The sequence below is a fragment of the Diaphorobacter sp. HDW4A genome (assembly GCF_011305995.1).
Classification (GTDB): domain Bacteria; phylum Pseudomonadota; class Gammaproteobacteria; order Burkholderiales; family Burkholderiaceae_C; genus Diaphorobacter_A.
This window is the reverse complement of record NZ_CP049910.1, coordinates 332,925-357,381: the sequence shown is the minus strand read 5'-3', so window position 1 is coordinate 357,381 and position 24,457 is coordinate 332,925. Positions and strand designations below refer to the sequence as shown.

At 60.5% G+C, this 24,457-nt stretch carries 22 protein-coding genes; 8 read left to right on the top strand and 14 right to left on the bottom strand.

The features are described 5' to 3' along the window. Positions 1 to 76 precede the first annotated feature (76 nt). The 3 genes from G7047_RS01610 (at position 77) to G7047_RS01600 (ending at position 6,148) form a co-directional block, all read left to right on the top strand. Positions 77 to 3,580, top strand: a complete 3,504-nt coding sequence (locus G7047_RS01610; protein WP_371813836.1) for a pilus assembly protein — start codon at positions 77 to 79, stop codon at positions 3,578 to 3,580. 35 nt (positions 3,581 to 3,615) lie between these two features. Next, the gene (locus G7047_RS01605) at positions 3,616 to 4,026 is read left to right on the top strand and encodes a type IV pilin protein (RefSeq protein WP_166300098.1); all 411 of its coding nucleotides are present in this window, start codon (positions 3,616 to 3,618) and stop codon (positions 4,024 to 4,026) included. A 313-nt stretch (positions 4,027 to 4,339) separates the two neighbouring features. After that, the gene (locus tag G7047_RS01600; protein ID WP_166300096.1) at positions 4,340 to 6,148 is read left to right on the top strand and encodes a phospholipase D family protein; all 1,809 of its coding nucleotides are present in this window, start codon (positions 4,340 to 4,342) and stop codon (positions 6,146 to 6,148) included. Positions 6,149 to 6,164: 16 nt separating this feature from the next. On the opposite strand, the gene G7047_RS01595 is transcribed toward G7047_RS01600, so the two are convergent. The 7 genes from G7047_RS01595 to G7047_RS01565 form a co-directional block, all read right to left on the bottom strand. After that, entirely contained in the window at positions 6,165 to 7,172 is a 1,008-nt protein-coding gene (locus G7047_RS01595; protein ID WP_166300094.1) for a tRNA-dihydrouridine synthase, read from the bottom strand. A 77-nt stretch (positions 7,173 to 7,249) separates the two neighbouring features. Continuing rightward, positions 7,250 to 7,774, bottom strand: a complete 525-nt coding sequence (locus G7047_RS01590; RefSeq protein WP_166300092.1) for a GNAT family N-acetyltransferase — start codon at positions 7,772 to 7,774, stop codon at positions 7,250 to 7,252. Between the two features lie 237 nt (positions 7,775 to 8,011). Next, positions 8,012 to 9,460, bottom strand: coding sequence for an aldehyde dehydrogenase family protein (locus G7047_RS01585; RefSeq protein ID WP_166300090.1), 1,449 nt, complete (start codon positions 9,458 to 9,460; stop codon positions 8,012 to 8,014). Between the two features lie 194 nt (positions 9,461 to 9,654). Further along, positions 9,655 to 9,996 (bottom strand): hypothetical protein, encoded by a 342-nt coding sequence (locus G7047_RS01580; RefSeq protein ID WP_166300088.1) that lies wholly within the window; start codon positions 9,994 to 9,996, stop codon positions 9,655 to 9,657. Positions 9,997 to 10,069: 73 nt separating this feature from the next. After that, on the bottom strand, positions 10,070 to 12,685 hold the full coding sequence (gene clpB / locus G7047_RS01575; protein ID WP_166300086.1) for an ATP-dependent chaperone ClpB: 2,616 nt from the start codon (positions 12,683 to 12,685) through the stop codon (positions 10,070 to 10,072). 243 nt (positions 12,686 to 12,928) lie between these two features. Next, complete coding sequence (locus G7047_RS01570) at positions 12,929 to 13,534, bottom strand: hypothetical protein (RefSeq protein WP_166300084.1); 606 nt, start codon at positions 13,532 to 13,534, stop codon at positions 12,929 to 12,931. 24 nt (positions 13,535 to 13,558) lie between these two features. After that, complete coding sequence (locus G7047_RS01565; protein WP_166300082.1) at positions 13,559 to 14,056, bottom strand: molybdenum cofactor biosynthesis protein MoaE; 498 nt, start codon at positions 14,054 to 14,056, stop codon at positions 13,559 to 13,561. Positions 14,057 to 14,110: 54 nt separating this feature from the next. Here G7047_RS01565 and G7047_RS01560 point away from each other — a divergent pair, with 54 nt between their 5' ends. The 3 genes from G7047_RS01560 (at position 14,111) to dapA (ending at position 15,949) form a co-directional block, all read left to right on the top strand. Further along, positions 14,111 to 14,365 carry a hypothetical protein gene (locus G7047_RS01560; protein WP_166300080.1) on the top strand — a complete coding sequence of 85 codons (255 nt, stop codon included), beginning with the start codon at positions 14,111 to 14,113 and terminating at the stop codon, positions 14,363 to 14,365. Positions 14,366 to 14,381: 16 nt separating this feature from the next. After that, complete coding sequence (locus tag G7047_RS01555; protein ID WP_166300078.1) at positions 14,382 to 14,705, top strand: hypothetical protein; 324 nt, start codon at positions 14,382 to 14,384, stop codon at positions 14,703 to 14,705. Between the two features lie 335 nt (positions 14,706 to 15,040). Continuing rightward, positions 15,041 to 15,949, top strand: coding sequence for a 4-hydroxy-tetrahydrodipicolinate synthase (dapA, locus tag G7047_RS01550; RefSeq protein WP_166300076.1), 909 nt, complete (start codon positions 15,041 to 15,043; stop codon positions 15,947 to 15,949). Between the two features lie 9 nt (positions 15,950 to 15,958). On the opposite strand, the gene G7047_RS01545 is transcribed toward dapA, so the two are convergent. After that, positions 15,959 to 18,070, bottom strand: a complete 2,112-nt coding sequence (locus tag G7047_RS01545) for a TonB-dependent siderophore receptor (RefSeq protein ID WP_166300074.1) — start codon at positions 18,068 to 18,070, stop codon at positions 15,959 to 15,961. Between the two features lie 281 nt (positions 18,071 to 18,351). On the opposite strand from G7047_RS01545, the gene G7047_RS01540 reads away from it, so the two are divergent. Further along, positions 18,352 to 18,726, top strand: coding sequence for a helix-turn-helix transcriptional regulator (locus G7047_RS01540; protein ID WP_166300072.1), 375 nt, complete (start codon positions 18,352 to 18,354; stop codon positions 18,724 to 18,726). Then, positions 18,692 to 19,186 (top strand): SRPBCC family protein, encoded by a 495-nt coding sequence (locus tag G7047_RS01535; protein WP_166300070.1) that lies wholly within the window; start codon positions 18,692 to 18,694, stop codon positions 19,184 to 19,186. Before G7047_RS01540 ends, G7047_RS01535 begins: the two co-directional genes overlap by 35 nt. Positions 19,187 to 19,189: 3 nt before the next feature. Here G7047_RS01535 and G7047_RS01530 read toward each other — a convergent pair whose 3' ends face one another. The 6 genes from G7047_RS01530 to G7047_RS01505 form a co-directional block, all read right to left on the bottom strand. After that, positions 19,190 to 19,507, bottom strand: coding sequence for a recombinase family protein (locus G7047_RS01530; protein ID WP_166300068.1), 318 nt, complete (start codon positions 19,505 to 19,507; stop codon positions 19,190 to 19,192). Between the two features lie 12 nt (positions 19,508 to 19,519). Then, positions 19,520 to 19,798 carry a molybdopterin converting factor subunit 1 gene (gene moaD / locus G7047_RS01525; RefSeq protein WP_166300066.1) on the bottom strand — a complete coding sequence of 93 codons (279 nt, stop codon included), beginning with the start codon at positions 19,796 to 19,798 and terminating at the stop codon, positions 19,520 to 19,522. Further along, positions 19,795 to 21,024: a gephyrin-like molybdotransferase Glp gene (gene glp, locus G7047_RS01520; RefSeq protein ID WP_166300064.1), complete on the bottom strand. Its 1,230-nt coding sequence runs from the start codon at positions 21,022 to 21,024 to the stop codon at positions 19,795 to 19,797. Before glp ends, moaD begins: the two co-directional genes overlap by 4 nt. Before the next feature lie 2 nt (positions 21,025 to 21,026). Continuing rightward, positions 21,027 to 21,593 (bottom strand): molybdopterin-guanine dinucleotide biosynthesis protein B, encoded by a 567-nt coding sequence (gene mobB / locus G7047_RS01515; RefSeq protein WP_166300062.1) that lies wholly within the window; start codon positions 21,591 to 21,593, stop codon positions 21,027 to 21,029. A 76-nt stretch (positions 21,594 to 21,669) separates the two neighbouring features. Next, the gene (gene thrC / locus G7047_RS01510) at positions 21,670 to 23,097 is read right to left on the bottom strand and encodes a threonine synthase (protein ID WP_166300060.1); all 1,428 of its coding nucleotides are present in this window, start codon (positions 23,095 to 23,097) and stop codon (positions 21,670 to 21,672) included. A 12-nt stretch (positions 23,098 to 23,109) separates the two neighbouring features. Beyond that, the gene (locus tag G7047_RS01505; RefSeq protein WP_166300058.1) at positions 23,110 to 24,444 is read right to left on the bottom strand and encodes a homoserine dehydrogenase; all 1,335 of its coding nucleotides are present in this window, start codon (positions 24,442 to 24,444) and stop codon (positions 23,110 to 23,112) included. Between the last annotated feature and the right edge of the window lie 13 nt (positions 24,445 to 24,457).

The following is a 24,457-nucleotide window of genomic DNA, read 5'->3' as shown; positions in this document are numbered from 1 at the left end:
GGATTTTCACATTTCTGCCGACATTTGAATTTGCAGAACTCAAGAGCAGAGGGATGCTCTGGAAACGGAACACATCATGATGAAGAAGCAAGCACATTTCAAGAAGACACTGCTGGCGTCGATGATCGGTATTGCACTCGCGCAGCAGCCTGTCCTGGCACTGGATTTCGCCCAATCCCCGCCAGGAACGATTGAGCCATACATTGCTCCCAACCTCATCATCTCTGTCGATGACTCGGGAAGTATGAACTATCGATTGGATCAGGAAAGCGCCACTGGCGCCACCAATAACACCACACCCAACGGCACTAACAACACTTGGCTCAACACTAGCCGGCGCATGAACGTGCTCAAACACGCGTTGAATGCCGTCTTCTCAGACACGACGCTGCTTCCCGACGGAAAAATCCGCTTGTCCTGGCAGGCGATGTGGAACAACGGAAAATCCCCTGGCGTGGGAGCGTCCAAAAAAAGCGGCAATACCACGAGCAACGCGGGAGCCAACAGCGTCGACAGCGCTAGCAATGGCGTGAATTCGATGCGAGTTCTGGATGATGCACATCGAACCAACTTCAAGTCGTTCATTAGCAGCCTCTCGCCTGTGAATGGAACGCCATCGCATTGGATGTTCAGTCAGGCAGATGCCTACTTGCGCCGCTCGCTGAGCACCAACGGGCCATGGGCAAGCACACCGGGAAAATCCGACAATAATACTTATCTGGGGTGCCGTCGCAACTATCACATCATGATGACGGATGGTCGCTGGAACAGTGATGCATCTGGAGGAAACAAAGACGGGGTAAGTTCCTTGACGTTGCCGGATGGCGTGGTTTTCAAAGACACAGCCCAGACAAAGTTGTATCGCGATACACAGTCCGACACGCTGGCTGATTGGGCGTTCTACAGCTGGTCAACAAATCTTCAGCCATCCCTCTATGACCCCAATGCCGAAGGGAAGCAGGTGCCTCTTTCCAAGGAGTATCGCCAAGCAGCCGCTACGCGAAATTTTGGAAATGACAGCAAAGGTAAGGCCGCCGTATTGGACAAATATTGGAATCCGGAATTTGATCCGGCGAATTGGCCGCACCTCGTAACCTACACCATTGGTTTCAGTGCGATGTCATATACATGGCCTGGTGCCAACACCATCTCAGCACCATCAACGATGGTGCCCTTTGGATACGACGGCAGCTTTCCCGACTTCGTCACGGGCAACAAGACCTGGCCAGCAATGTCTGCCGAAAATGTACGCGCATTGGATCTGTGGCATGCAGCGGTGAATGGCCGTGGCCGCTTCTATGCTGTTCAAAAGGGTGAGGATCTCGAAGCCGCATTCCGCGACATCGTCAAGGCGATGAACAAGGAAACAGAACCTGATCGCGGTTCGATCGCCACCAGCGGCAGTACCGTCACGCGCAATGGTGTGAACGTCTACGTTGCAAACTACGACCCACGCAAAGCATGGAGCGGTTGGATCGAAGGAAAGACCATCAAACCTGATGGCACCACCATCAATGCGACGGGCTGGGGCACCAAGACCACGGCGGATTGGCTCAATGCAACATCCTTCAGTGTTTCCAATCGGTTGATTCTTTCTTGGGGAGATTCTCAAAAGCGTGGCGTCCCCTTCAAATGGGCCACCAACGAAAGCAACCTGAGTACAGCCCAGAAGGCATTCTTCAACGTAAAGTCGGACAACAGCACCGACTCGCTGGGTCAGGATCGTCTCAACTATGTTCGCGGAGATCAGACCAAGGAAGGCACGGAAAGCCCCTTGGACTACACGACGAAACCTTTCCGTCAACGACAGTCGCGCCAAGGCGACATGATCAACTCCAGCATCTGGTATGTGGGAGCGCCGGTGAGCAACTACTCGCTCAATGGATACACACAGTTCGTCCGCGACCAGAAGGCCCGTCAACCGATGATTTACGTCGGTGCCAACGATGGCATGCTGCATGGATTCAAGGCGACCGACGGCGAAGAGAAAATTGCGTACGTACCGCGCGGCGTTATTCCAAACTTGGCCAAGCTGACCTACACCACATACAACGACAACCACAAATATTTTGTGGATGGCTCACCCATGAGTGGTGATGTGAATCTGAACCCGGAAAGCAGCAAGGATGCCGATTGGCGGACCATGCTCGTTGGCACTCTCGGCGCAGGCGGCAAGGGCTATTTTGTACTTGATGTCACAAAGCCAGAAACCCAGTTCTCCGAAACGAACGCATCCACGCTGGTCGTTCAAGACCGAACGCTGAGCGCCACAGAAACCTTCGCCACGGATTGCTCAACATTGACCGTTGCCACCCAACAAACCGCATGCAAGGAAAACAAGGATATCGGCCACGTCTTTTCCACACCAGTCATCGATGACGTCAATATTCTTCGTTCCACGCAATTCGTGCGCATGAACAATGACCGTTGGGCAGTGGTCATGGGCAACGGATACAACAGTACCAACCAGCGCCCTGTTCTGCTCATCCAGTTTCTGGATGGCAACAAGGAACTGGTGCGGATTCCTGCTACCGCCGATACGGTTGCCACCGGATCGACCGTCAACACCACCGACAATGGTCTGTCCTCCCCTCGGGTCACCGACATCAATGGCGATGGCAGACCAGATGTGATCTATGCGGGCGACCTCAAAGGCAATATGTGGAAGTTCATCGTGGCCAGTGCGGACACGAGCGAATGGAAGGTGGCATTTGACGGCAAACCGCTCTACACAGCAACCGGCCCCTCCGCGCGAGGCTCCGACCGCAATCAGGTGCAGCCGATCACCGCGGCCCCCACGTTGCGAGCCAATGATCGCAAGAAGACCATCACGGTCAACAATAAGGAAGAAGTCGTTCCCGTCGCAGGCATGATGGTTGCGTTCGGCACGGGCATGAACATCACGACAACAGACCCCGAGAACACCAAGGTCCAGACCCTGTACTCCGTTCTGGACAACACGCGATACAAGGCTGTGGGCAAACATGTCGAAGTCTGCACGGCTTCCGGCGATGCGGACTGCAAGATCACAAGCGATGAGACGCCAAAGTCTGTCACCTTTGACAAACTCTTGAAGCGCGGGCTTGATGACACCGCCATCACCGGCTCTGATCGCAACTTCTGGGTCGAGGACAAGACAACCAATGGCGAATTGAATTGGGCCGTCTACAAAGGCTGGTACATGGATCTGACGGAGACCAGTGAACGGCTGTTGAAGCAGATGAGCTACTACGATGCGAGCAACATCCTCGCAGTATTTACTCAGGTACCGGCAAAAGGTACTAACGATAAGGCCGCCGAAACGATCGAAAGCTGCACTTACACGTCAGTGGACAAGGAACGGCAGTACCTCACTCTCGTCAATATCATGGATGGAAAGAAGCCTTCCATTCCTGTCTTTGACGTGGATGGCGACGGAGCATATACCGGCGATGACGGAGGCGGCATAAAGACAAAGATCAACCCTGGTGCTCAGACCTTGATCGACAAGAAGGACACTATCATTCCAACGAATGACACATTGGAAATGGCTCCCATGCCAGTGAATTCGCTGCGCCCAACCTGGCGGCAACTGCGCTGATTTTCAATCTCACCAGAATGAAAACGCTACATATCATGAAGATCAACCGACAGACTGGCTTCACGCTCATTGAAGTCATGATCGTGGTCGCCATCGTGGGAATTCTCACAGCGATTGCGTTGCCAAGCTATGACGAGTATGTCCGGCGCGGGCATCGCGCCGATGCCCGCGCCGGGCTGCTTCAAGCACAACTCTGGATGGAGCGAGCCGCTACCGCCAACGGTGTCTATCCGACAACTCTTTCTTCGGCACTCACTTGGTCTGGAGACAAGACGAAGCGGTATGACATTGGACTAAAGGATGGAAGCAGTGCCGATGCTTTCACACTGACAGCGACACCCAAGCAAACCGACAAATGCGGAACCTTTACATTGACCAACACTGGAAAACGTGAAAATGACAACCTTGCAGCCGGTCTCACCTTCGAGGACTGCTGGAGAAAGTAGCTGAACCCATCCAGTCACGGATGAAAACGATGCGCCTGCTGGTTACTCCACAGGCGCTTTTTTTCTGCATGGTACAAATTGGATCAACGTAGGAGGACATCTACTTTTGGACGCTTGTGCGTGTCCAATGACTGCAAGCCATGCTGTGTCATGGACAATTCAGCCATGCTCGGATTCTGACGCGCCCTTCAGCGCTGCATCGGCATCCCCAAAGGATAGCGTTTGATTCATGAGCGATTTCGACCACGCCCCTCCTCTTCAACGAGCGTCTGAATGTTCGGCTCAAGCTCTACGCCAGTGGAGAATCGTGAGCATGCTTGCTCTCGTGGCGCTGCTCCTCACCGGCTGCGCCACCAACAAACTTCCCACCCACGTCGACCGCCCCATCTCCCACGCAGCGGCACCGGCAGGCAATCTCCCACTCACCCAGATCACCCAATCCCGCAAGCAAATGGAAAACAAAGCTGGTGCAACCGCATCCGGCTTCATGTTGTTGACCGGGCCGCAGACGGCATATGGCAGTCGTCTCGCATTGATCGAGACTGCGCGACAGTCACTGGATTTGCAGTACTACGCGATTCATGCGGATGCAAGTACGAAGCGATTGATGCTAGCGGTAGTGCAGGCTGCGCGGCGTGGGGTAAGGGTGCGGATTCTGCTGGACGATTTTCATGGCACGGGGCGCAATGCGCTGGTGATGCGGATGGCGTTTGTGCCGAATGTGCAGATGCGGATGTTCAATCCGTTGGCCGGTGATCGGGAAAATCCGGTGAGTCGCATGTGGCATGCGGCGACCGATTTTCAGCGAGCGCAGCAGCGCATGCACAACAAGCTTTTTCTCGCCGACAACGTGATGGGCGTGATGGGTGGGCGCAATCTTGGGGATTCGTATTTCGGGAACGCGGAGTCCAACTTCATTGATGCAGATGTGCTGATTGCAGGGCCGCTGGTGCAGGATCTGTCGCGCAGTTTCGACGAGTACTGGAACAACGAGCGAGCGTATCCGGTGCAGTCCCTGATTGAAAAGAAGGAGCTGGACCGGATGCGCGCGGAGTTTACGAAACGCGATACGCAGTCCGAGGCGAATGGCGGAGAAAAAGCGGCAAACGCCGAGCCGCAAGGCAATGCATCCTCATCAGACATCCCACGCACTTCCGGTACAGCAAGGCCACAACCACCCGACGGCGAGCCTCGCCCCAGTGCCAAGGATGGCCTCAGCAAGGCGCAACGCTCGCAGGTGTGGGATATGGCGGCGCTCGATTTGAAGAAGGCACCGCTGATCTGGGCGAATGCCATCATGCTGGCGGACAAGCCAGGCAAAATTCCTGCGGTGGATGCCGAAGGGAAGACCGACCCAATGACCGCGCAGACCTCGACGACCACCAGCAGTCTATCGGCCACGAAGCTACGAGGGACCGCGACGCAAGACATGCCAAGCAGTGCAGCGCAGCCATCGCCAGCATCACAGGCGGAGAGCGATGATTCGGTCGTGGACGGCCTCATCAGTCTGATCAACTATGTACAGAAGGATCTGCTCGTCGTCTCGCCCTACTTCGTTCCCGGCGAGAGGATGATGGCAGTGTTCAAGGCTGCGGTGGACCGGGGCGTGCGTGTGCGCATCCTCACCAACTCGCTCGCCTCCAACGATGCGCCAGTTGCACACATCGGCTACGCGCGCTACCGCGAGCAGTTGCTCAAGAATGGCGTGGAGCTGTACGAACTCGTCAGCGACCCAAGCAATTTGCGTGCGGCCTTTGGCATGGGCAGCACGGGCAGTGCAACGCCGCACGCACAACGCGTGATGCTGCATTCCAAGGTACTGGTGCTCGACGGCAAGCTCACCGTCATCGGGTCAATGAACCTCGATCAGCGCTCCAAGCTGCAGAACACGGAAATCGCAGTGCTGGTGCGCAGCAACAGGCTGTCTGCTGAAACGACGCGCCTCATCGAGCCCGCACTTGCGCTCGGCTCCTGGCATGTGGTGCTGGAGAATGGTTCACTGGTATGGAAGCCGCCGCAGAACAGTGACCTAAGGGAGGAAAATGCAGATCCCGACACAAGCCTGCCGCTCAGGATGATGCTGAAGATCATCGCGCCGATGGTGCCCGACTCCGTGCTGTAGCGCTCGGGTTGAAACCTCAGTGCGTCAACTGCCAGTCAACTTCCCGCTGACTGGGCTCGGTCACCTCGAATGGTCCGTGCTGCGTCTTGAGCCAAGCCGTGATGTCACGCTGATTGCGCATGGTGCGCACGTGATTGAACGCGTCCTCGGCTTGTGGAAAACGTCGGCGCAGAAGATTCAACCACTGCTTGAGTCGACCTGCACGCTGTGCCGGCTCGAGGTCTGCACACACCATCTGCCAGAAGCGGATGATGTGCGGCCCGAGGTCATTCCACTCAACGATGGTGGCGGGCAGGTTGCCTGCGTCCACCGAACGGATCGCAAGCGCGAGGCCGGGATCAGCCACGATGCCGCGACCCAGCATGATGTCGTCGCAACCTGATTCGCGGCGGCAACGCAAAGCGTCGTCCACGGTCCAGATCTCGCCGTTGGCAATCACGGGAATTTTCACGGCGTCGCGAATAGCGGGGATGCGCTCCCAATAGGCAGGCGGGCGATAACCATCGGCCTTGGTGCGCGCATGCACAACCAGCTCACATGAGCCTCCACCCGCCATGGCCTGCGCACAGTCGATGGCAAGGCTGTCGTCGTCGTAGCCGAGGCGCATCTTGGTCGATACGATCATGTGCGCCGGCACGGCGCGGCGCACCGCTTCGACGACGCGGCCGATGCGATCAGGCTCGCGCAGAAGCGAGGCCCCACCGCCGTGCCGGTTCACGACTTTGGCGGGGCAGCCGAAATTCAGATCGACGCCGAAAGGCCCCAGTTGCGCGAGCCGCGCCGCATTCTCGGCGAGACTCTCGGGGTCGGAGCCCAGCAACTGCGGACGCACCGGCACGCCGGACAGCGTTCGGCAGCCATTGTGCAGCTCGGGGATGTAGCGGTGAAAGACATGGTCTGGAATCAGCCTGCCGGTGACGCGAATGAATTCCGAAACGCAGCGATCCGAGCCGCCCACCCGGGTCAGCACATCGCGCAAGACGAAATCCAGAAGCCCCTCCATCGGGGCCAGCAGCAATTGCATGGCAGATGCTCAGAAGTCGGCAAACTCTGCAGTCGCCGTGGACTCGGCTTGGTGCCTGACCACTGGCGACTCTGCGGTCACCCGTGTACCTGTCGCTTCAAACGTACCTCTTCGACCTTCACGCCAGCGATGACGTGTGTCTTGGCGGTGGTCATTTCGCGCTTGAATCCGGCCATTTCGTGAAAGCGCAGCGCGCGCTCGTTGCGCAGCGGCACCCACGAGGTCACGGTTGTGCAGCCTTCTTCTTGAAGGCCATCACGCGCGGCATCCCACAAGGCCAGACCCACGCCCTTGTTCCAGTGCGTGGGAGAGGCATAGATGGCCCAAATTTCGCCTGTGGTGGGGCGACTCTTTTCATCGCGTGAGCGATCAAACCCGACAAAACCAACGATCTTGTCACCGTCAACGGCAACCTGAACCTGAGGTTCGCAATACTCGATGGCCTCGCGCCAGTATGCCTGACGCTTTTCCACCGAAGACATGGATTTCAGTTGGTCGTCGGGAACCAGCCCTCGGTATGCCTCCAACGCGGAAGCAGAGTGAACCTGGGCAATGGCTTTGGCATCGCGAAGTGTCGCGGGACGAACCTGAATACTGGACATGGACTGAACGAAAACGTGTGAAACAACGAAAAACCCAACATTCTCGCAAAAATGTGGGTTGGACTCACGCGCTCGTTTGTTTCCATAGCGCCCAAGCTGCTTTTTCCATGTTCTGCTTGCCTAAATGGCCAACATGGTTCATAGAAGCTTTGCTGCGCCAATTAGGAGCAGACGGGGAGCAGACGGCAGCACCTGAACGGGGCACTGCCGCGTTGCGCTCAACACCCCGAAAGATGTTCAGAAGAGTTTGCGCAGCAACGACATGATACGGTCAAATTGAGGGCCGTAAGGCGGATAGAGCATCGCGCCCATCGAAAATCGTGACTGCACGAGCACCGACTTTTGATGGCTGAAACGCAGGTATCCCGCCTCTCCGTGGTAGCCCCCCCAACCGCTGTCCCCCACCCCGCCGAACGCCAGACCATCGTGGGTGATGTGCATGAGCGTGTCATTCACGCTCACACCGCCGCTGACCGTCTGCTTGAGCACTGAATCGCGCACTGCATCGCTTCTTCCAAACCAGTACAGCGCGAGCGGCCTTGGCCCGTTGTTGATCAGCGTGATGGCATCGTCAAGCCGGTCATACACCACCACGGGCAGGATCGGGCCGAAAATCTCCTCCTGCATGAGCTGCATGTCCTCCGTCGCGCCAAACACCAGCGAGGGAGGCATCTGCCGCGCCACGCCATCGCCGATGCTCGTGGGCGGCGGTGGTGGCGTGCCGGGCTGCTGCGCCAGCACCTGCACATCGGCGCCCAGCGACTGCGCTTGCTGCAGCATGTTGCGCAGCCGCGCCAGATGGCGCGAATCGATGATCGAGGCGTAGTCCGGGTTACCCTCGAAGTAGGGGAACAACTTGGCTACTGCAGCGCGATACGCCTCAGTGAACGCGCCCTCCTTGCCGCGTGGCAGCAGCAGATAGTCGGGCGCAATGCAGGTCTGCCCGCCGTTGAGCAGCTTGCCATGCGCGATCTTGAGCGCCGCGTCGTCCATGTCGCAATCCGCGTCGATGATGCACGGCGACTTGCCGCCCAACTCCAGTGTGGTCGGCGTGAGATTCGTGGCCGCCGCCTGCGCCACCTTGCGGCCGACCTGCGTGGATCCGGTGAACACCAGGTGATCGAACGGCAGCGATGCCACCAGCGCGGCAATGGCCGCATCGCCTTGCACTACACACATCTCGTCAGGGGCAAAGAATTGGGAGACCAGCGTTGCCAGTTGCGCCGAGGTGTGCGGCGTGAGCTCGCTGGGCTTGATCATGACGCGATTGCCTGCGGCCAGAGCATCGATGGCCGGACCGAGCGCGAGCTGCACCGGATAGTTCCAAGGCGCGATCACGCCCACCACCCCCAGCGGCTGAGTCTGTACGCGCGCGCTTGCGGGCAACAGGTACAGCGGCGTGCGCGCGCGGCGCGGCTTCATCCATTTGGAGAGCTTCTTGAGCACATGCGAGAGCTGCGAGCGCAGCACGAAGAAGTCAGCCACTTCGGTGAGCCGCTGCGAGCGCATGCCAAAGTCCGCCTGCACGGCAGCGGCCAGCACAGGTGCGTTTTCATCGATCAGCTTCTGCAGCCTGAGCAGTCGCTCGCGCCGCACGAGCAAGGGCACATCCACCTGCGCTCGGCTGGCTTGGCGCTGCAGCTCAAACAGTTGGCGAATGTCCTCGGGATGCGTGTAGCTGGTCATAGGCTGATCATCATATCGGCGTGCGCAGGCGCGTCTGTGAACTACCCCGACAGCGTCGCCGAGAATTTGTATCAAACCTCAGCGACACTTGAATCAAGCCAAAGCCCATCGCTCAAAAAAAGCGCCGCCAAGATTTCTCTCAGCGGCGCTTTGCCATTGTTGACGATCACACAGGGCAATCGGAAGTCAGATCATCAGTGAACTTCGCGTGGCTGCACGTCCGTCACGTCGGGTGAAGAACGCAGGCCCGTGCCGCGCAGGGAACTGCGCGAGCCGGCGTCATCATGCGACGCATCGCGCGGTGCGGACCAGCGGGCCGTGCTGTTGTACACGGTGCTCCAGCCCGAGCGGGGATCCATGCGCATGGCCCACGGAACCATCGGTTGTCCCGTGAGCTTGGCCCACAGGGCGCGCGCACCCCACATGAGCGCCAGCAGCATGGCCGCTGCGAGCACGCCGAAGAAAACCACCACAGCGCCAGCGATGACGATGAGGCGCAGAGCCAAACGGATCAATCCGGACAGCAAGTCGTTCAAAGCAATCTTTCCTTTCAAACCTGATCTGCGCATCCCCACGGGTGAGTGGTGGATGCGCACCTTCATTTCAGCATCATGCCGCTTCGCGGGCTTTGCCGAACTCGAATACCCCCGGGTCCTTCACAGGATCCACGGAGACCGGAATCACGCTCTTGGGCGGATATTTACCCTCCAACAGCAATTTGGACAGCGGGTTTTCGATACGTTGCTGGATCGCGCGCTTGAGCGGACGAGCTCCGAACACCGGGTCGAAACCGACCTTCGCCAGTTCGGCCATCGCGGCAGGCGACACGTCGAGGTGCAGATCCATCTTCTCGAGTCGCGATTCGAGCAGCTTGAGCTGGATGCGCGCAATCGATTCGATGTTCTTGGCATCAAGCGCGTGGAACACCACGGTCTCGTCGATGCGGTTCAAAAACTCAGGACGGAAGTTGTTCTTGAGTTCGCCCCACACGGCTTCCTTGATGTCTTCCGAACTCTGACCCACCATGCTCTGGATGAGCTGCGAGCCGATGTTGCTGGTCATCACGATCACCGTGTTCTTGAAGTCCACGGTGCGGCCCTGACCATCGGTCAGGCGACCATCGTCGAGCACTTGCAGCAGCACATTGAACACGTCCGGATGCGCCTTCTCCACTTCGTCGAGCAGCACCACGCTGTAGGGCTTGCGGCGAACGGCCTCGGTCAGATAACCGCCCTCCTCGTAACCCACGTAGCCCGGAGGCGCGCCGATCAGGCGAGCCACCGAATGCTTCTCCATGAACTCGCTCATGTCGATGCGAATCAGATGATCCTGGCTGTCGAACAAAAAGCCCGCCAGCGCCTTGCACAGCTCGGTCTTGCCCACGCCTGTGGGGCCGAGGAACAAGAAGCTGCCCAGCGGCCGGTTCGGATCGGACAGACCCGAACGCGAACGGCGGATGGCGTTGGCCACGGCGGCAATCGCCTCGTCCTGGCCTACCACGCGCTCGTGCAACTTGTCTTCCATCTTGAGCAGTTTGTCCTTCTCGCCCTGCATCATCTTGGAGACCGGAATGCCGGTTGCGCGGCTCACCACCTCAGCGATTTCTTCCGCGCCCACCTGCGTGCGCAGCAAGCGGTTCTTCTTGCCTGCCACGCCTTCGGCCTGCGCCTCATTGTTCTCGGCGGCTTTCAGCTCACGCTCGAGTTCGGGCAGCTTGCCGTACTGCAGTTCGGCCACCTTGTTGAAGTCGCCCTTGCGCTTGAACTCATCGATCTGGATGCGGATATGGTCGAGCTCCTTGCGGATCTGCTCGGAGCCCTGTGCGGCAGCCTTCTCGGCCTTCCACACTTCCTCCAGATCGGCGTATTCGCGCTCCAGAGCGCTGAGGTCTTCCTCGATCAGTGTCAGGCGACGCTGCGAAGCCTCGTCCTTTTCCTTCTTCATCGCCTCGCGCTCGATCTTCAGCTGGATCATCCGGCGCTCAAGCTTGTCCATTTCCTCGGGCTTGGAGTCGATCTCAATCTTCACCTTGGCCGCCGCCTCGTCGATCAAGTCGATGGCCTTGTCGGGCAGGAAGCGATCAGTGATGTAGCGCGCACTCAGCTCGGCTGCGGCGACGATGGCCGGGTCGGTGATGTCCACCCCGTGGTGGGCCTCGTAGCGCACCTGCAGACCGCGCAGAATCGCGATGGTGTCCTCGACCGATGGCTCCTCGACCAGCACCTTCTGGAAGCGGCGCTCAAGCGCGGCATCCTTCTCGATGTACTTGCGGTATTCGTCGAGCGTGGTCGCTCCGATGCAATGCAGCTCGCCGCGCGCCAGCGCTGGCTTGAGCATGTTGCCCGCGTCCATCGCGCCCTCGGCCTTGCCTGCACCGACCATGGTGTGGATTTCGTCGATGAACAGAATGATGCGGCCTTCCTGCTTGGCCACATCGTTCAGCACAGCCTTCAGACGTTCCTCGAACTCGCCGCGGTACTTGGCACCAGCCAAAAGGCCCGCCATGTCGAGCACCAGCACGCTCTTTTCTTTGAGCGACTCGGGCACTTCGCCAGCCACGATGCGCTGCGCCAGACCTTCCACAATGGCGGTCTTGCCCACGCCGGGCTCACCGATGAGCACCGGGTTGTTCTTGCTGCGGCGCTGCAGCACCTGGATGGCACGGCGGATCTCGTCATCGCGGCCGATCACCGGATCGAGCTTGCCGCTGCGGGCGCGCTCGGTCAGATCGAGCGTGTACTTCTTCAACGCCTCGCGCTGGCTTTCACCTTCCGCACTGTCCATCGTCTGTCCTCCACGCACGGCGTCAATGGCCGCCTCCACGCTTTTACGGGTCAATCCATTTTGCTTGGCCAGTTCAGAGGCCTTGGTGCCGGTGTCGGCCAGCGCAAGCAGAAACAACTCGCTCGCGATGAACTGGTCGCCACGCTTGATGGCTTCCTTCTCAGTGGCCTGCAGCAGCTTGTTCAGATCGGGGCCGATCTGCACCTGCTGGTCCTGGCCCTGCACTTGCGGCAGTTGCTTGACGGCGTTTTCCGCCGCCGTAGTCAGCGAGTTCACGTTCACGCCAGCCCGCTGCAGCAATGAGCGCGGACCATCCTGCTGACGCAGCATGGCAGTCAGCACGTGAATGGGATCGATATAGGGGTTGTCATTGCCCAGCGCGAGCGATTGTGCGTCTGCGAGGGCTTCCTGAAATTTGGTGGTCAGTTTGTCAATTCGCATGGTGTTTTTGTGTTTCCGAATGGGAAGTCATTGCGAGATATCTGATATCCGATAGGGGAATTTTCAAGACCTTTGCTTGCAATAGTCTGAATTCGGGCATGCGAAATACGCCGCACCGCCTGCAGGCGGTGATCGGTGCTATCGAGTTTTTCAACTGCCGTTTTTCAAGTATTGCGCCGCCGATACGCGCAGGGCGTAGGAGCAACGCCCTTTCAACCAGTCGCAAGCAGCGCACGCAACGGGCTAGACGCCCGATTTCTTCGATCCGCCCGCCGAGCGTCTCTTCGGAGCCGCTGGCTTTTGCATGGACACTGGCAGCAGCCGGTCGCGAAAGAACAACCCATTGGTGCGAAATTCGGCCAGCGTGGCGTTGAACCCGCTGCGATAGTTCGGTCCAACCCAAGCGCCAAGCGACACCAGCCCGTCGCAGACGATCTGCCCGTGGTATTCCAGCAGCCCCGCCTCGATGATCGCCCCGCTGTCCCCCATCAGCTCCTTGAGCGGCGTTGTCAGGCATTTGACGGCATAGCCCGCCTCCCGGTCACCGGTCTCCAGCAGCACGCTGTAGCCCGTCGTATCACGCAGATAGACCCAGTGGTTCACGCGCAGGCTGGCGACTGCCTGCTGCATGTCTTCCGGCAGCTGCTCCCCGGCCTGCGCCATCGCGGCCATCGCCTTCGTCAGCAGTGCGGGATCCTTGGCAATGGCATTGCGCGCTGTGGTCATCAACGCCAGACCGTCCACTTGCGGGCCCGCCTTTTTGAGCAATCCACCGGACAGCGCTGCATATCCCAGCAGCGTCTGGTAGTGGTCAATGAAATGCAGGGCCTGACTCTCTTCAATCAACACGATCACGTCTCTCCAATATGCGACTCAAACGGCGGGCGTGGACCAGCGGGCCAGCGCCTCTTCGTCGCTCACCCGCGCATCCACCCAGCGCGCGCCTTGGGGCGTCTGCTCTTTTTTCCAGAACGGAGCGAGCGATTTCAGGTAGTCCATGATGTACTCGCAGCCCTCATACGCCCTGCCACGATGCGCGGAGGTCACCGCCACCAGCACGATCTGGTCCAGGGGCTGGAGCAGGCCGACCCGGTGAATCACCCGCACGCCAAACAGCCCGAAGCGCTCGACCGCCTGATCGATGATCGCCTCGATGGACTTCTCCGTCATGCCCGGATAGTGCTCGAGCTCCATGCTCGCCACCGCATCGCCCTCGTTGCGGTCGCGCACCGTCCCAACGAAGGCGCAGACCGCGCCCACGCGCGCATCACCGGCGCGCAGCACGGCGACTTCGGCAGAGAGGTCGAAGTCCTCGGCCTGGACCGAAACACGGGGCGGGCGGGCATTTTGATGGGGAATATTGGCACTCATGGCGAAATTGTGACCCAAAGCGCTAGCATTGGAGCATTGAATTGACTGACATCCATGGCCACCCAAACCATCAGCACCGGCGAGTACACGCTCTACCCTTCGCCCCAAAACCTGCACCGCGTGGTATTCGAACACCAGAAATTCGTGCCCCATCCCTACGCACTCATCCACCTGCCCGACTTCCACTTCGTCGGCCGCGTAAGCCTGTTTTCGGCGCATCGCGTGGCCGACAACAAGATGGGACAGATCGTCACCTGCGAACTCGCGGAAGATCTGGTGCGATTCGAGCGCCTGTTCACGCCGGACTGATCAGGAAAAGCACGACATGGACGACACCTCGCAGATCCAACCACCGCCGAGCTTCGTGGAAATCTATGCCAGCCGAAGTGGCAAGCTGCTCATAGCCAAACCGGAACTCGTCGCGCGCTACGAGCTGTGCGAAGATCTGGCCACGCATCTGACGGAGCAGGCATCGATGCTCTATCACAGCGGCAACGAATCGGAAGAAGGCGTGCTCTCGGGGATCCACGCCGGACTGGCAGCGGAAGGCTCGGTCGTGCCACCCAATGAGGCGCGCTGGATCACGCTGCGTCTGGCCGAGCTACTGAACTGGCGCTCGCCCAAACTGCCCGAGTTCGACGCCTCCTGACAACATTCCACGCAGTGGTTGCGCGCAACTGTCTACAGTTGCTACACTCTCGCTCCATGCCTTGCAACTTTGCCAACGCCCACACCACCTCGCGCACTCTGTGCGTGACGTGCGCTGCCGTGGTCGCCAGCAAAGCCAAAAAACCAAAGCTCGTCTGACCGGAGCTGAGGTTCCGTCCAGATGAGCGACGGAACCGGCAAGGCAGCCTCTTCTCTTTTTCTCCCCCAGCATTTACCGACAGGCACTCCGCTGTCATCTGCCGAACCCAACCGTCACGCGTCTGGTCGGTGGTGATTTTTTGCGGTCTTTCATTTCTCAATCTGAAAGAGCTTGTCATGCCATCACTCACTTCAACACATCCTTCGTCGACATCCAACTTCGCAGGCCTGTGGATTCCGCTCGTCACCCCGTTCCATGACGGCGCCGTCGACCACAACGCGTTGCACACGCTGACCACGCGCATGAAGCTCGCGGGCGTCACTGGCTTCTGCGCCTGCGGCTCGACCGGCGAGGCCGCCGCGCTCTCGCACGAAGAGGAAGACGCCGTGCTCGCCACCATCCTCCATGCAGCGGGCGGACTGCCGGTGATCATGGGAGCGGCCGACTGCCACATGGGCCGCATGCTCAAGCGCGTCGAACAGCTGAACGCTCAGCCGATCACGGCGCTGCTCGTGCCGCCGCCCACCTACATCCGCCCGTCGCAGGCCGGCCTGCTGCAGTGGTTCACCCACATCGCCAACGCGAGCACCCATCCTGTCGTCATCTACGACATCCCCTACCGCACCGGCGCCACGCTGGAATTGGCCACCCTGCGCACGCTGGCCAGGCACCCGAACATCGTGGCGATCAAGGACTGCGGCGGCGACGCGACCAAGACGCAGGCACTGATCGACGACGGCCAACTGCAGGTGCTGGCCGGTGAGGACGTGCAGATTTTCGCCAGCATGTCGCAAGGCGGTGCGGGCGCGATTGCCGCAAGCGCGCATGGCCACACCGAGCATTTCGTCACGCTGCTCAGGCTGCTCGCCGCCGGTGATGTAGTGTCTGCTCGCGCGATTTGGTACGCGCTACTGCCGCACATCCACGCGAGCTTCGAGGAGCCCAATCCCGCGCCGATCAAGGGCTGGCTGGCGCATCAGGGCTGGATGCGGGCGGAAATGCGGGCGCCGATGATCGAGGCTTCCACCGGACTGGTGGAACGCATGGCGCGCATCGAGATGCCTCTGTGGCGCGAAGCAGCCTGAGCGTCAGCGTCAGAATTCGAATGTGGACGACAGGGCCAGCGTGCGCGGCATGCCCAGCGTGGCAGCGTAGCGGCCCTGTTTCCAGTAGCGCTCGTCGGCCACGTTCTTCACCATGGCGCGCAGCGTGAGCGGCGTGGTGCCGAGTCGGGTGACGTAGCGTGCGCCAAGGTCGTAAACGGTCCAGCCCGACACCTTGGCGAGGTTGGTGGCGTCGGCATACACATCACCGGAATGCGTTGCGCGCGCGGTGAGCGTGAAGCCCTGCAGTTCAGACACGTCCCACTCGCCCTGTAGTGCCAATTGCCTGCGCGCAACGCCCACGGGGCGCAACGTCAGGCCGGCTGCATTCATCGGGTCCCGGACTTCGGCATCCATGAAGGTAGCCCCGCCGAGCAGGCGCATGCCCTTGGTCAGCTCACCGAACAGATTGATCTCCAGACCGCGATGGCGCTGCTGGCCGAACACGCCGAAGGTCAGCGTGGACGGATCAATGGTGGCATAGGGTTTGGTGATCTGGAACACGCTCAGCGTACCGCCGAAGCGCCCCGCATCGAACTTCACCCCGGTTTCGAACTGCCTCGTGCGGTACGGCGCAAACACCACGCCTTGATTGGTCGTGCCGTAGGGTGCCGTCTCGCCCATGCTCAGCCCCTCTACATGGTTGGCGTAAAGCGAGATCTGCTGCGTCGGCTTGAACACGATGGCCACCATCGGGCTGTTGACCGATTGGTCGTAGTGCGCGGTCGCCATGTCTAGCAGCGCAAATCCGGTCGCGCTGTCGGACTTCACGCGCTGATGGCGCATGCCCAGCGTCACCAGCAGTTGCCCTTCCGCGAATGACAGTGTGTCCGCTAGCGCATAGCCGGGCAGCGAGTTGCGCGAGCTCCATGCCAGCGGGCCAACGGGTTCGACGGCATTGCCGGGCGGCGAAATCAGAACCATGTCGTAGATATTGGACAGACCCGCGCCCCCGCTCAACCCCGCGACGTGAAAGTCCGCCGTGCTCGTGCGCCGAAGATCCGAGGCCGTGAGCGACCAGTGGTGGCGCACCGGTCCAGTATCGAATTGGCCCTTGAGTCCCCACTGGCTCGAGATGGTTCGCTGTCGCCAGCGAATCGGCATGCCCGAGTAGGCGAAACGGCCTGAAGCATCCACAAACGGTTCGTCCGCGACCAGCGCCGAGGACGCATCGCGTGATTGACCGATGGCACCGAACACGGTGAGATGCTCGGACATATCCCACTCCACGCGCCCCATGAGTGCGGTGTCCTGCGCGTCCTGAAAATACCAAGGCTGCGCGAAGTTGCGCTGCCCGTCTGGAGCGACGGGTACGGGGCCGCCAACCCGGCTGAAATCCACGGCTCCGCCTGCTCCATACAACCGCTGCGTCTGGCGGATCACGTCAAGCGACGCACGCAGCCGCTCGCTGTTGAAGTCCATGCCGATCGACAGGTTGCGCGAGCGGTCAGTCATGTAGTCACGCTGCATGTCACCCTGCCGCGCACCCGCGTTCACGCGCATGCCGAAGACGTTATCCATGCCAAAACGCCGGGCTATATCGGCGTTGAAGCCGAACAGCGAATGCGAGGCAGAGCCCATGGTCAACGAGGTGAGCGGCACATCGCCCGCACGCTTGGAAATAAGGTTCACCGCGCCACCCACCGCGCCGTCAGGCGACATACCGTTGATCAGCGCCGACGGCCCCTTGAGTACCTCGGCGCGCTCGACGAACTCGGGCGAGACCCGGAACTGGCCGAGGATGCCAGGCAGGCCATTGAGCGACATCTCATCGTTCTCGACGGTGAAGCCGCGAATCATCAACGTGTCGAGGCTGGTGCCGTCGCCATATTCCTCGCGCACCGATGGATCAAGGTGCCCAATCACCTCCGAGATGCTGCGCGACTGGCTGTTCTGGATCGTGCTGCCGGTGAAGCTGGTGACGCTGAAAGGCGCATCCATCACATCCGTCTTGCCCAACACGCCCAGATACGCCCCGCGCGCAACCTGGCCGCCCGGATAAGGACCAGGAAGATCACCGGGAAACTCGGCAGGCGTTCGCACCTGCACCTCCGGCAGTGCGCCTGCGTCGGCACTCGCGTGCGGGCCCCATACACCAAGCACCAAGACTACAGCCACCGATTTGTAGAAGGAATGAAATCGCGGCAGATGCACTGAGCGGCTCTTGTTCTGGTTGTCATGCCAAATGGCATATGGACAGGATGTGATCACCCACATCTGTAATGAAAAGGTAATTTTGATAGTTTTATTATTATTTATGTTACTTCACATTGCACAAATGCTCGCGCGACACGCAAGGAATGGCGCACGGGTTTCCACCTCCAGAAATCCTGCTGCAGCGCGAGGGGTAGTCATTACGGCCTGTGCAGCCTATACTTATCCAAATGGCTAACTATTCATCCACCGTCAGCGACATCTTTCAGGCGCTTGCCGATCCCACGCGCTGCGCCATTGTGTGTGCACTCGTGGGCGGTGCGCAGTCGGTATCCGCGCTGGCGGCACCGTTCGATATGGCGCTGCCATCTTTCATGAAGCACATCAGCGTACTGGAGCGCAGCGGCGTGATCCGCAGCAGCAAGCTCGGGCGCACACGCACCTGCGAACTGGTGCCCACACGGCTGGCGCAAGCAGAGCACTGGATGGCCGAGCAGCGTGCGCTGTGGACAGCCAGGTCCGACCGAATGGTCGATTTTGTCGAGCAACTTCATCAACAGGAGCAACGTCATGACTCAGAAACCAAGCGATCAGGTCGCCACTGAAGCGAACGACCTCATCATCACCCGCACCTTGCGTGCGCCGCGCTCCGCCCTCTGGCGCGCCTGGACCGATCCAGAGCTGCTCAAGCAATGGTGGTGCCCCGCGCCGTGGACGACCGAGGTGCACGCCTTCGACCTACGCGCAGGCGGTGCATTTCATACGTTCATGCAGGGGCCGGACGGCGGTACGAGCGACAACCCGGGCAGTTTTCTCGAGGTCGTTCCGCACTCGCGCATCGTGTTCACATCGCTGCTGCTTGCCGACTGGCGCCCCCACAAGCCTTGGTTGCCATTCACGGCCATGATCACGATGGAGGACACTGGCGCTGGGGGCTCCCGCTACACCGCGCGCGTGATGCACCCCGACGACGCGACGCGCGAGCAACACGAGAAGTTGGGCTTCTTCGATGGTTGGAACACTTGCATCACGCAGCTCGACGACTTTGCTTTGACGCTGCGCTGAGGGCTAGTCTGCAGGCCGATCCTGCAGGCGCAGCAGCATGCGCTGCACCTGCCCATGTGTCCAAGCCCCGCCGCGTGCGGCCGGAATGCCGCGTTCGTTGAGTACCTCGGCCATGCGGCGGTGCGTGAGGTTTTGTGCGACCAGTTCGGCAAACCGCTGTTGATGCAGCTCGGCAAACGCGTCGGCGTCAGCCTTGCGTTTGGCGACGGTGGCGCGGATATTGTCCGAGCCCGCAGCGCCCAGTTTCACGCCACGCGCCTTGGCTTCTGACAGCGCCTTGCGGGTGCGTGAGCTGATGGACTCGTCGATGGTGTCACTCATGCCGATGCTCCATCAACCGCCGGTCACAGGGGGGAAAAAGGCCACTTCGTCGCCCTCCTGAATGGCCGCGTCGGCCTTGCACATCACCTGATTGAGCGCCATGCGCACGGCACGGTTTGGAGCGAGCGCGGCGGCCGCCGCATCGCCTCTGGTGCGAATGAGTTCATCTCGCAGAGCGCCCACCGTTTCAGCACCGGTTTGCAGGCTTTCCGCGCCCGTGCCAAAGGCCTCGCGGATCGAGGCGAAATACAAGACGTTGATCTTCCGGGTCATGACCGCTTCCTCGCTCATTGCAACAACTCCGACATGGGGATGAAACGCACCACATCGCCTTTCTTCACCATTGTCATCGCGGGATTGTCGACCAGCCCATCGCCCCAGACCGCCGAGGTGAGCACGCCCGAACTCTGGTTACGGAACAACTCGAGCGAGCCCTCTTCGTTCAGTCGCACACGCAGAAACTCGCGGCGCGCATCGGACTTGGGCAGATCGAATGCGGCCTTGGCGTACAGCGCGCGCGGAGCCACGCTCTGCACACCCTGCAGCCGCAACAGGAACGGACGCACCAGCATCAAAAACGTGACGAAGCTCGACACCGGGTTGCCCGGGAGCCCCATGAAATGCGCGCTGCCACCCGCTTCGCGACGGACACTGCCGAACGCGAACGGCTTGCCGGGCTTCATCGAAATCTTCCAGAGATTGAGTTCGCCCAGTTGTTCGACGGCAGGCTTCACATGGTCTTCCTCGCCCACCGAAACCCCGGCAGTCGAAAGAATCAAATCGTTGCCTGCAGCAGCCTCCTGCATCACGCGAAGGGTGGCCTCGCGGTTGTCAGGAACGATGCCGCAATCATTCACCTCGCATCCGAGCCGCGTGAGCAGCGCGCGCAGGAAGTACCGGTTGCTGTTGTAGATCGATCCGGGTGGCATGTTCGCAGGCGCCACATCACCGGGCATGACGAGTTCATCCCCCGTCGAGAACAGCGCCACGCGCGGCCTGCGTGCCACCTGCACTTCAGCGAGACCGATGCTCGCGAGCAGACCCAGCGCGGCGGGATTGAGCCGCGTGCCCGCGCGGAGAATCGTGCTGCTGCGCGCGATGTCTTCACCCGCGCGGCGGACCCACTGGCCGGATTTGGGAATCGCGAGAATGCGCACTCCGCCCTCGACCGCCTCGGTGTCTTCCTGCATCACGATGGCGTCCGCGCCAGACGGTACCGGCGCGCCGGTGAAAATGCGCGCGGCCGTGCCTGCAGCGAGCGGCGTACCCACTCGCCCGGCGGCGATGCGCTGGCTCACGGGCAGCAGCACTCCCGCTTCAGTGATGTCGGCGCAGCGTACGGCGTAGCCGTCCATCGCGGAGTTGTCGAGCGGTGGCACCTGCAGTTCGGAAACCACATCGGCCCAGAGCACGCGGCCGTCAGCGTCAAAGGTGTTGACGATCTCGTCCGTACCGACACGCGCGGCTTGCGCGAGCACGACGGACAGCGCCTCGTCCATGGGCATGAGAGGGTGCATGTTCAAAGCCGGTTCTCCTGATGGTTGGTGGCGGGCGGCACGTACTCGAACCGCGCACCGTTCGCGAGCATCCATTCCACTATATTCGCCGGATCATTCAGATCGAGCACGGGCAGCGTGCAGTCATCCGGCAGGCAGTTCGCATCGTCTGTTGCAATCGCCTGAATGTCTGCATCTTCCGGATAACGCAGCGTGCGCGGTTTTTCATCAGCGGCGGGCTCGCGCCAGATTTCGATCTTGGGCAGATCACTGCGCTTGAAGCCTTCGACGATGGCCCAGTCCACCGAATGATCCAGTTCGGCCAGCATCTCGTGCACGGAGAGGTCGTCACACGGCTCCTCGAATTCGCGCATCAGCGCCAGACGCCTGTCGGACACTACGAGCACTTCGAACGCGCCCGCCTTGCGGTGCCGCCAGCTGTCCTTGCCCGGCACGTCGACATCGAAATCGTGATGCGCATGCTTGACCACCGAAACACGCAAGCCGCGCGTTCGCAAAGAGCGAATGATCTGCTCCAGCGCCGTGGTCTTTCCCGCGCCTGAATAGCCTGCAAAACCGATGGCCTTCATTCTTCGTCTACCTGGTCCATAAAAAGCAAACCGGCGCATGCCAAACAGCAAGCGCCGGTTCCATTGTCACCGCAGGTTATTTGCAGTGTTCAGCGATGTAATCCTTGACCTTCTGCGTATCCGACGACATCACCACCACGCGCTTGGGCAAGGCTTCGATGCCGTTGAACTTGGCCGGGCGGTCAGGCTCGCGGCCCAGCGCCTCTTCGATGGTCGCGGCGAACTTGATCGGCAAAGCGGTCTCAAGCACGATCATCGGCGTGCCGGGCTGCAGATGCTCACGCGCCACCTTCACGCCGTCGGCTGTGTGGGTGTCGATCATGTCACTGAAGCGCTCGTAAGTGTCCTTGATCGTCGCGAGGCGATCCGCGTGCGTGCTGGTGCCGCTCTCGAAACCGTACTTCGCCGCTGCGCACTTGAACGCCGGATCGCCGCTCAGATCGAACTTCCCGGCCTTGCCGACGCCATCGACGAACAGCGATGTCAAACGCGCACCGTCGCGGCCTACCAGATCGAACACGAAACGCTCGAAATTACTGGCCTTGGAGATGTCCATCGACGGGCTCGAAGTCTCATACGTGTTCGCCGCGCCGCGCACCTGGTAGACGCCCGTGCGGAAGAACTCGTCGAGCACGTCGTTCTCGTTGGTGGCCACCACCAGCTTGTCGATCGGCAGACCCATCTGGCGCGCCACGTGGCCCGCGCAGATATTGCCGAAGTTGCCGCTTGGCACCGTGAAACTGACCTTCTGGTCATTGCTCTTCGTTGCCTGCAGATAGCCCGCGAAGTAGTACACAACCTGAGCAAGCAGTCGTGCCCAGTTGATTGAATTGACCGTGCCAATCTTGTACTTGGCCTTGAATGCGTGATCGTTGGAGACGGCCTTGACGATGTCCTGGCAGTCGTCGAACACCCCTTCAATGGCGATGTTATGGATGTTCTCGTCCTGCAGACTGAACATCTGAGCCTGCTGGAACGGGCTCATGCGGCCATGCGGGCTGGTCATGAAGACGCGCACGCCCCTCTTGCCGCGCATCGCGTATTCAGCCGCACTGCCGGTGTCGCCACTGGTCGCACCCAGAATGTTCAGCTCTTCGCCACGGCGCGCCAGTTCGTATTCGAACAGGTTGCCGAGCAGCTGCATCGCCATGTCCTTGAAGGCCAGCGTCGGGCCGTTGGACAGGGCTTCGATCCGCAAATCGCCGTCGAGCGTGCGCACCGGAACGATGGCTTCGGTGCCATAGACCTCCTTGGTATAGGTCTTGGCGCACAGCGCCTTCAGATCGGAGGCGGGAATGTCGTCGATGTAGAGCGATAGAATTTCGAACGCCAACGCGGCGTAACCCTGCGATGCGTAAACGTTGCGCAGCGCCGTGAGCTTGGCGTCATCGATCTGCGGATAACTATCTGGCAGATACAGGCCGCCATCGGGCGCGAGTCCTTCGAGCAGGATGTCACAAAAGCGCTTGCGGTCAGCGTGACCGCGCGTGGAGAGATACAGCATGTCTTGCCTGCCTCAGTTCAGTTCTTCCTTGCGGATGCGATTGATCGGAGCCAGCACGGTCGGGAGGCCCTGGATCTCGGCCAGCGCACGGTCCATGTCGCCTTCGCGCGTGTCATGCGTGAGGATGATCAGGTCGGTCTGCGTGGAGCCTTCACCGCCGACTTCGTCGGCTTCGCGCTGCAGCACCGCGTCGATGCTGATGCCGGCGTTCGCCAGAATGCCCGTGATCTTGGCGAGCACGCCCGCTTCGTCGGACACGCGAATGCGCAGGTAGTAGCTGGTGACCACCTCGGCCATCGGAAGCACCGGGAGTTCGCCACCGGCGGCGGCCAGCGAGCTCGACTGGAACGCAAGCGGCGGCACGCGGTGTGCGGGATCGGCGTCGTGCAGACGCGCGATGTCGACCAGATCGGCCACCACGGCGGAAGCCGTAGGTTCGGAGCCTGCACCCTTGCCGTAGTACAGCGTCGTGCCCACGGCATCACCGTTGACGACGACGGCGTTCATCGCGCCTTCGACATTGGCGATCAGGCGCTTGGCCGGAATCAGCGACGGGTGCACGCGCAGCTCGATGCCCTTGTCGGTACGCTTGGTGATGCCCAGCAGCTTGATGCGGTAGCCCAACTGCTCGGCGTACTTGATATCGGCCGTCGACAGCTTGGTGATGCCTTCCACATAGGCTTTGTCGAACTGCACCGGGATGCCGAACGCGATCGCGCTCATCAGCGTGGCCTTATGCGCAGCGTCCACGCCTTCGATGTCGAAGGTCGGGTCGGCCTCGGCGTAACCGAGACGCTGGGCTTCCTTGAGCACCACGTCGAAGTCGAGGCCCTTGTCGCGCATCTCGGAGAGGATGAAGTTGGTCGTGCCGTTGATGATGCCGGCGACCCACTGGATCTGGTTGGCGGTCAGACCTTCGCGCAGCGCCTTGATGATCGGAATGCCACCAGCCACAGCCGCTTCGTAAGCCACGATCACGCCCTTCTCGGCAGCCGCCTTGAAGATTTCCGTGCCGTGGACGGCGAGCAGCGCCTTGTTGGCGGTGACCACATGCTTGCCTGCGGCAATCGCCTCGAGCACCAATGCTTTCGCGATGCCATAGCCGCCGATCAACTCAACGACCACGTCGATATCGGGATTGGCGATGATCTCGCGCGCATCGCCCACCACCTTGACGGCATCGCCCACGACTGCCTTGGCGCGAGCCGTGTCCAGATCGGCCACCATGGAAATCTCAATGCCACGACCCGCGCGGCGGCGAATCTCATCTTGATTGCGTTGCAGCACCGTGAACGTGCCGCTACCCACAGTGCCAATGCCCAACAGGCCTACCTGGATCGGTTTCATATACGAGTTTTCA

Coding starts and splice junctions, on each gene's coding strand:
- G7047_RS01540 (WP_166300072.1), top strand. CDS start 18,352: ATGGCTAACTATTCATCCACCGTCAGCGACATCTTTCAGGCGCTTGCC.
- G7047_RS01610 (WP_371813836.1), top strand. CDS start 77: ATGATGAAGAAGCAAGCACATTTCAAGAAGACACTGCTGGCGTCGATG.
- G7047_RS01535 (WP_166300070.1), top strand. CDS start 18,692: ATGACTCAGAAACCAAGCGATCAGGTCGCCACTGAAGCGAACGACCTC.
- G7047_RS01595 (WP_166300094.1), bottom strand. CDS start 7,172: ATGCAATTGCTGCTGGCCCCGATGGAGGGGCTTCTGGATTTCGTCTTG.
- G7047_RS01565 (WP_166300082.1), bottom strand. CDS start 14,056: ATGAGTGCCAATATTCCCCATCAAAATGCCCGCCCGCCCCGTGTTTCG.
- G7047_RS01585 (WP_166300090.1), bottom strand. CDS start 9,460: ATGACCAGCTACACGCATCCCGAGGACATTCGCCAACTGTTTGAGCTG.
- G7047_RS01505 (WP_166300058.1), bottom strand. CDS start 24,444: ATGAAACCGATCCAGGTAGGCCTGTTGGGCATTGGCACTGTGGGTAGC.
- moaD (WP_166300066.1), bottom strand. CDS start 19,798: ATGAGCGAGGAAGCGGTCATGACCCGGAAGATCAACGTCTTGTATTTC.
- G7047_RS01530 (WP_166300068.1), bottom strand. CDS start 19,507: ATGAGTGACACCATCGACGAGTCCATCAGCTCACGCACCCGCAAGGCG.
- mobB (WP_166300062.1), bottom strand. CDS start 21,593: ATGAAGGCCATCGGTTTTGCAGGCTATTCAGGCGCGGGAAAGACCACG.
- clpB (WP_166300086.1), bottom strand. CDS start 12,685: ATGCGAATTGACAAACTGACCACCAAATTTCAGGAAGCCCTCGCAGAC.
- G7047_RS01590 (WP_166300092.1), bottom strand. CDS start 7,774: ATGTCCAGTATTCAGGTTCGTCCCGCGACACTTCGCGATGCCAAAGCC.
- G7047_RS01605 (WP_166300098.1), top strand. CDS start 3,616: ATGAAGATCAACCGACAGACTGGCTTCACGCTCATTGAAGTCATGATC.
- dapA (WP_166300076.1), top strand. CDS start 15,041: ATGCCATCACTCACTTCAACACATCCTTCGTCGACATCCAACTTCGCA.
- glp (WP_166300064.1), bottom strand. CDS start 21,024: ATGCACCCTCTCATGCCCATGGACGAGGCGCTGTCCGTCGTGCTCGCG.
- G7047_RS01560 (WP_166300080.1), top strand. CDS start 14,111: ATGGCCACCCAAACCATCAGCACCGGCGAGTACACGCTCTACCCTTCG.
- thrC (WP_166300060.1), bottom strand. CDS start 23,097: ATGCTGTATCTCTCCACGCGCGGTCACGCTGACCGCAAGCGCTTTTGT.
- G7047_RS01555 (WP_166300078.1), top strand. CDS start 14,382: ATGGACGACACCTCGCAGATCCAACCACCGCCGAGCTTCGTGGAAATC.
- G7047_RS01600 (WP_166300096.1), top strand. CDS start 4,340: ATGCTTGCTCTCGTGGCGCTGCTCCTCACCGGCTGCGCCACCAACAAA.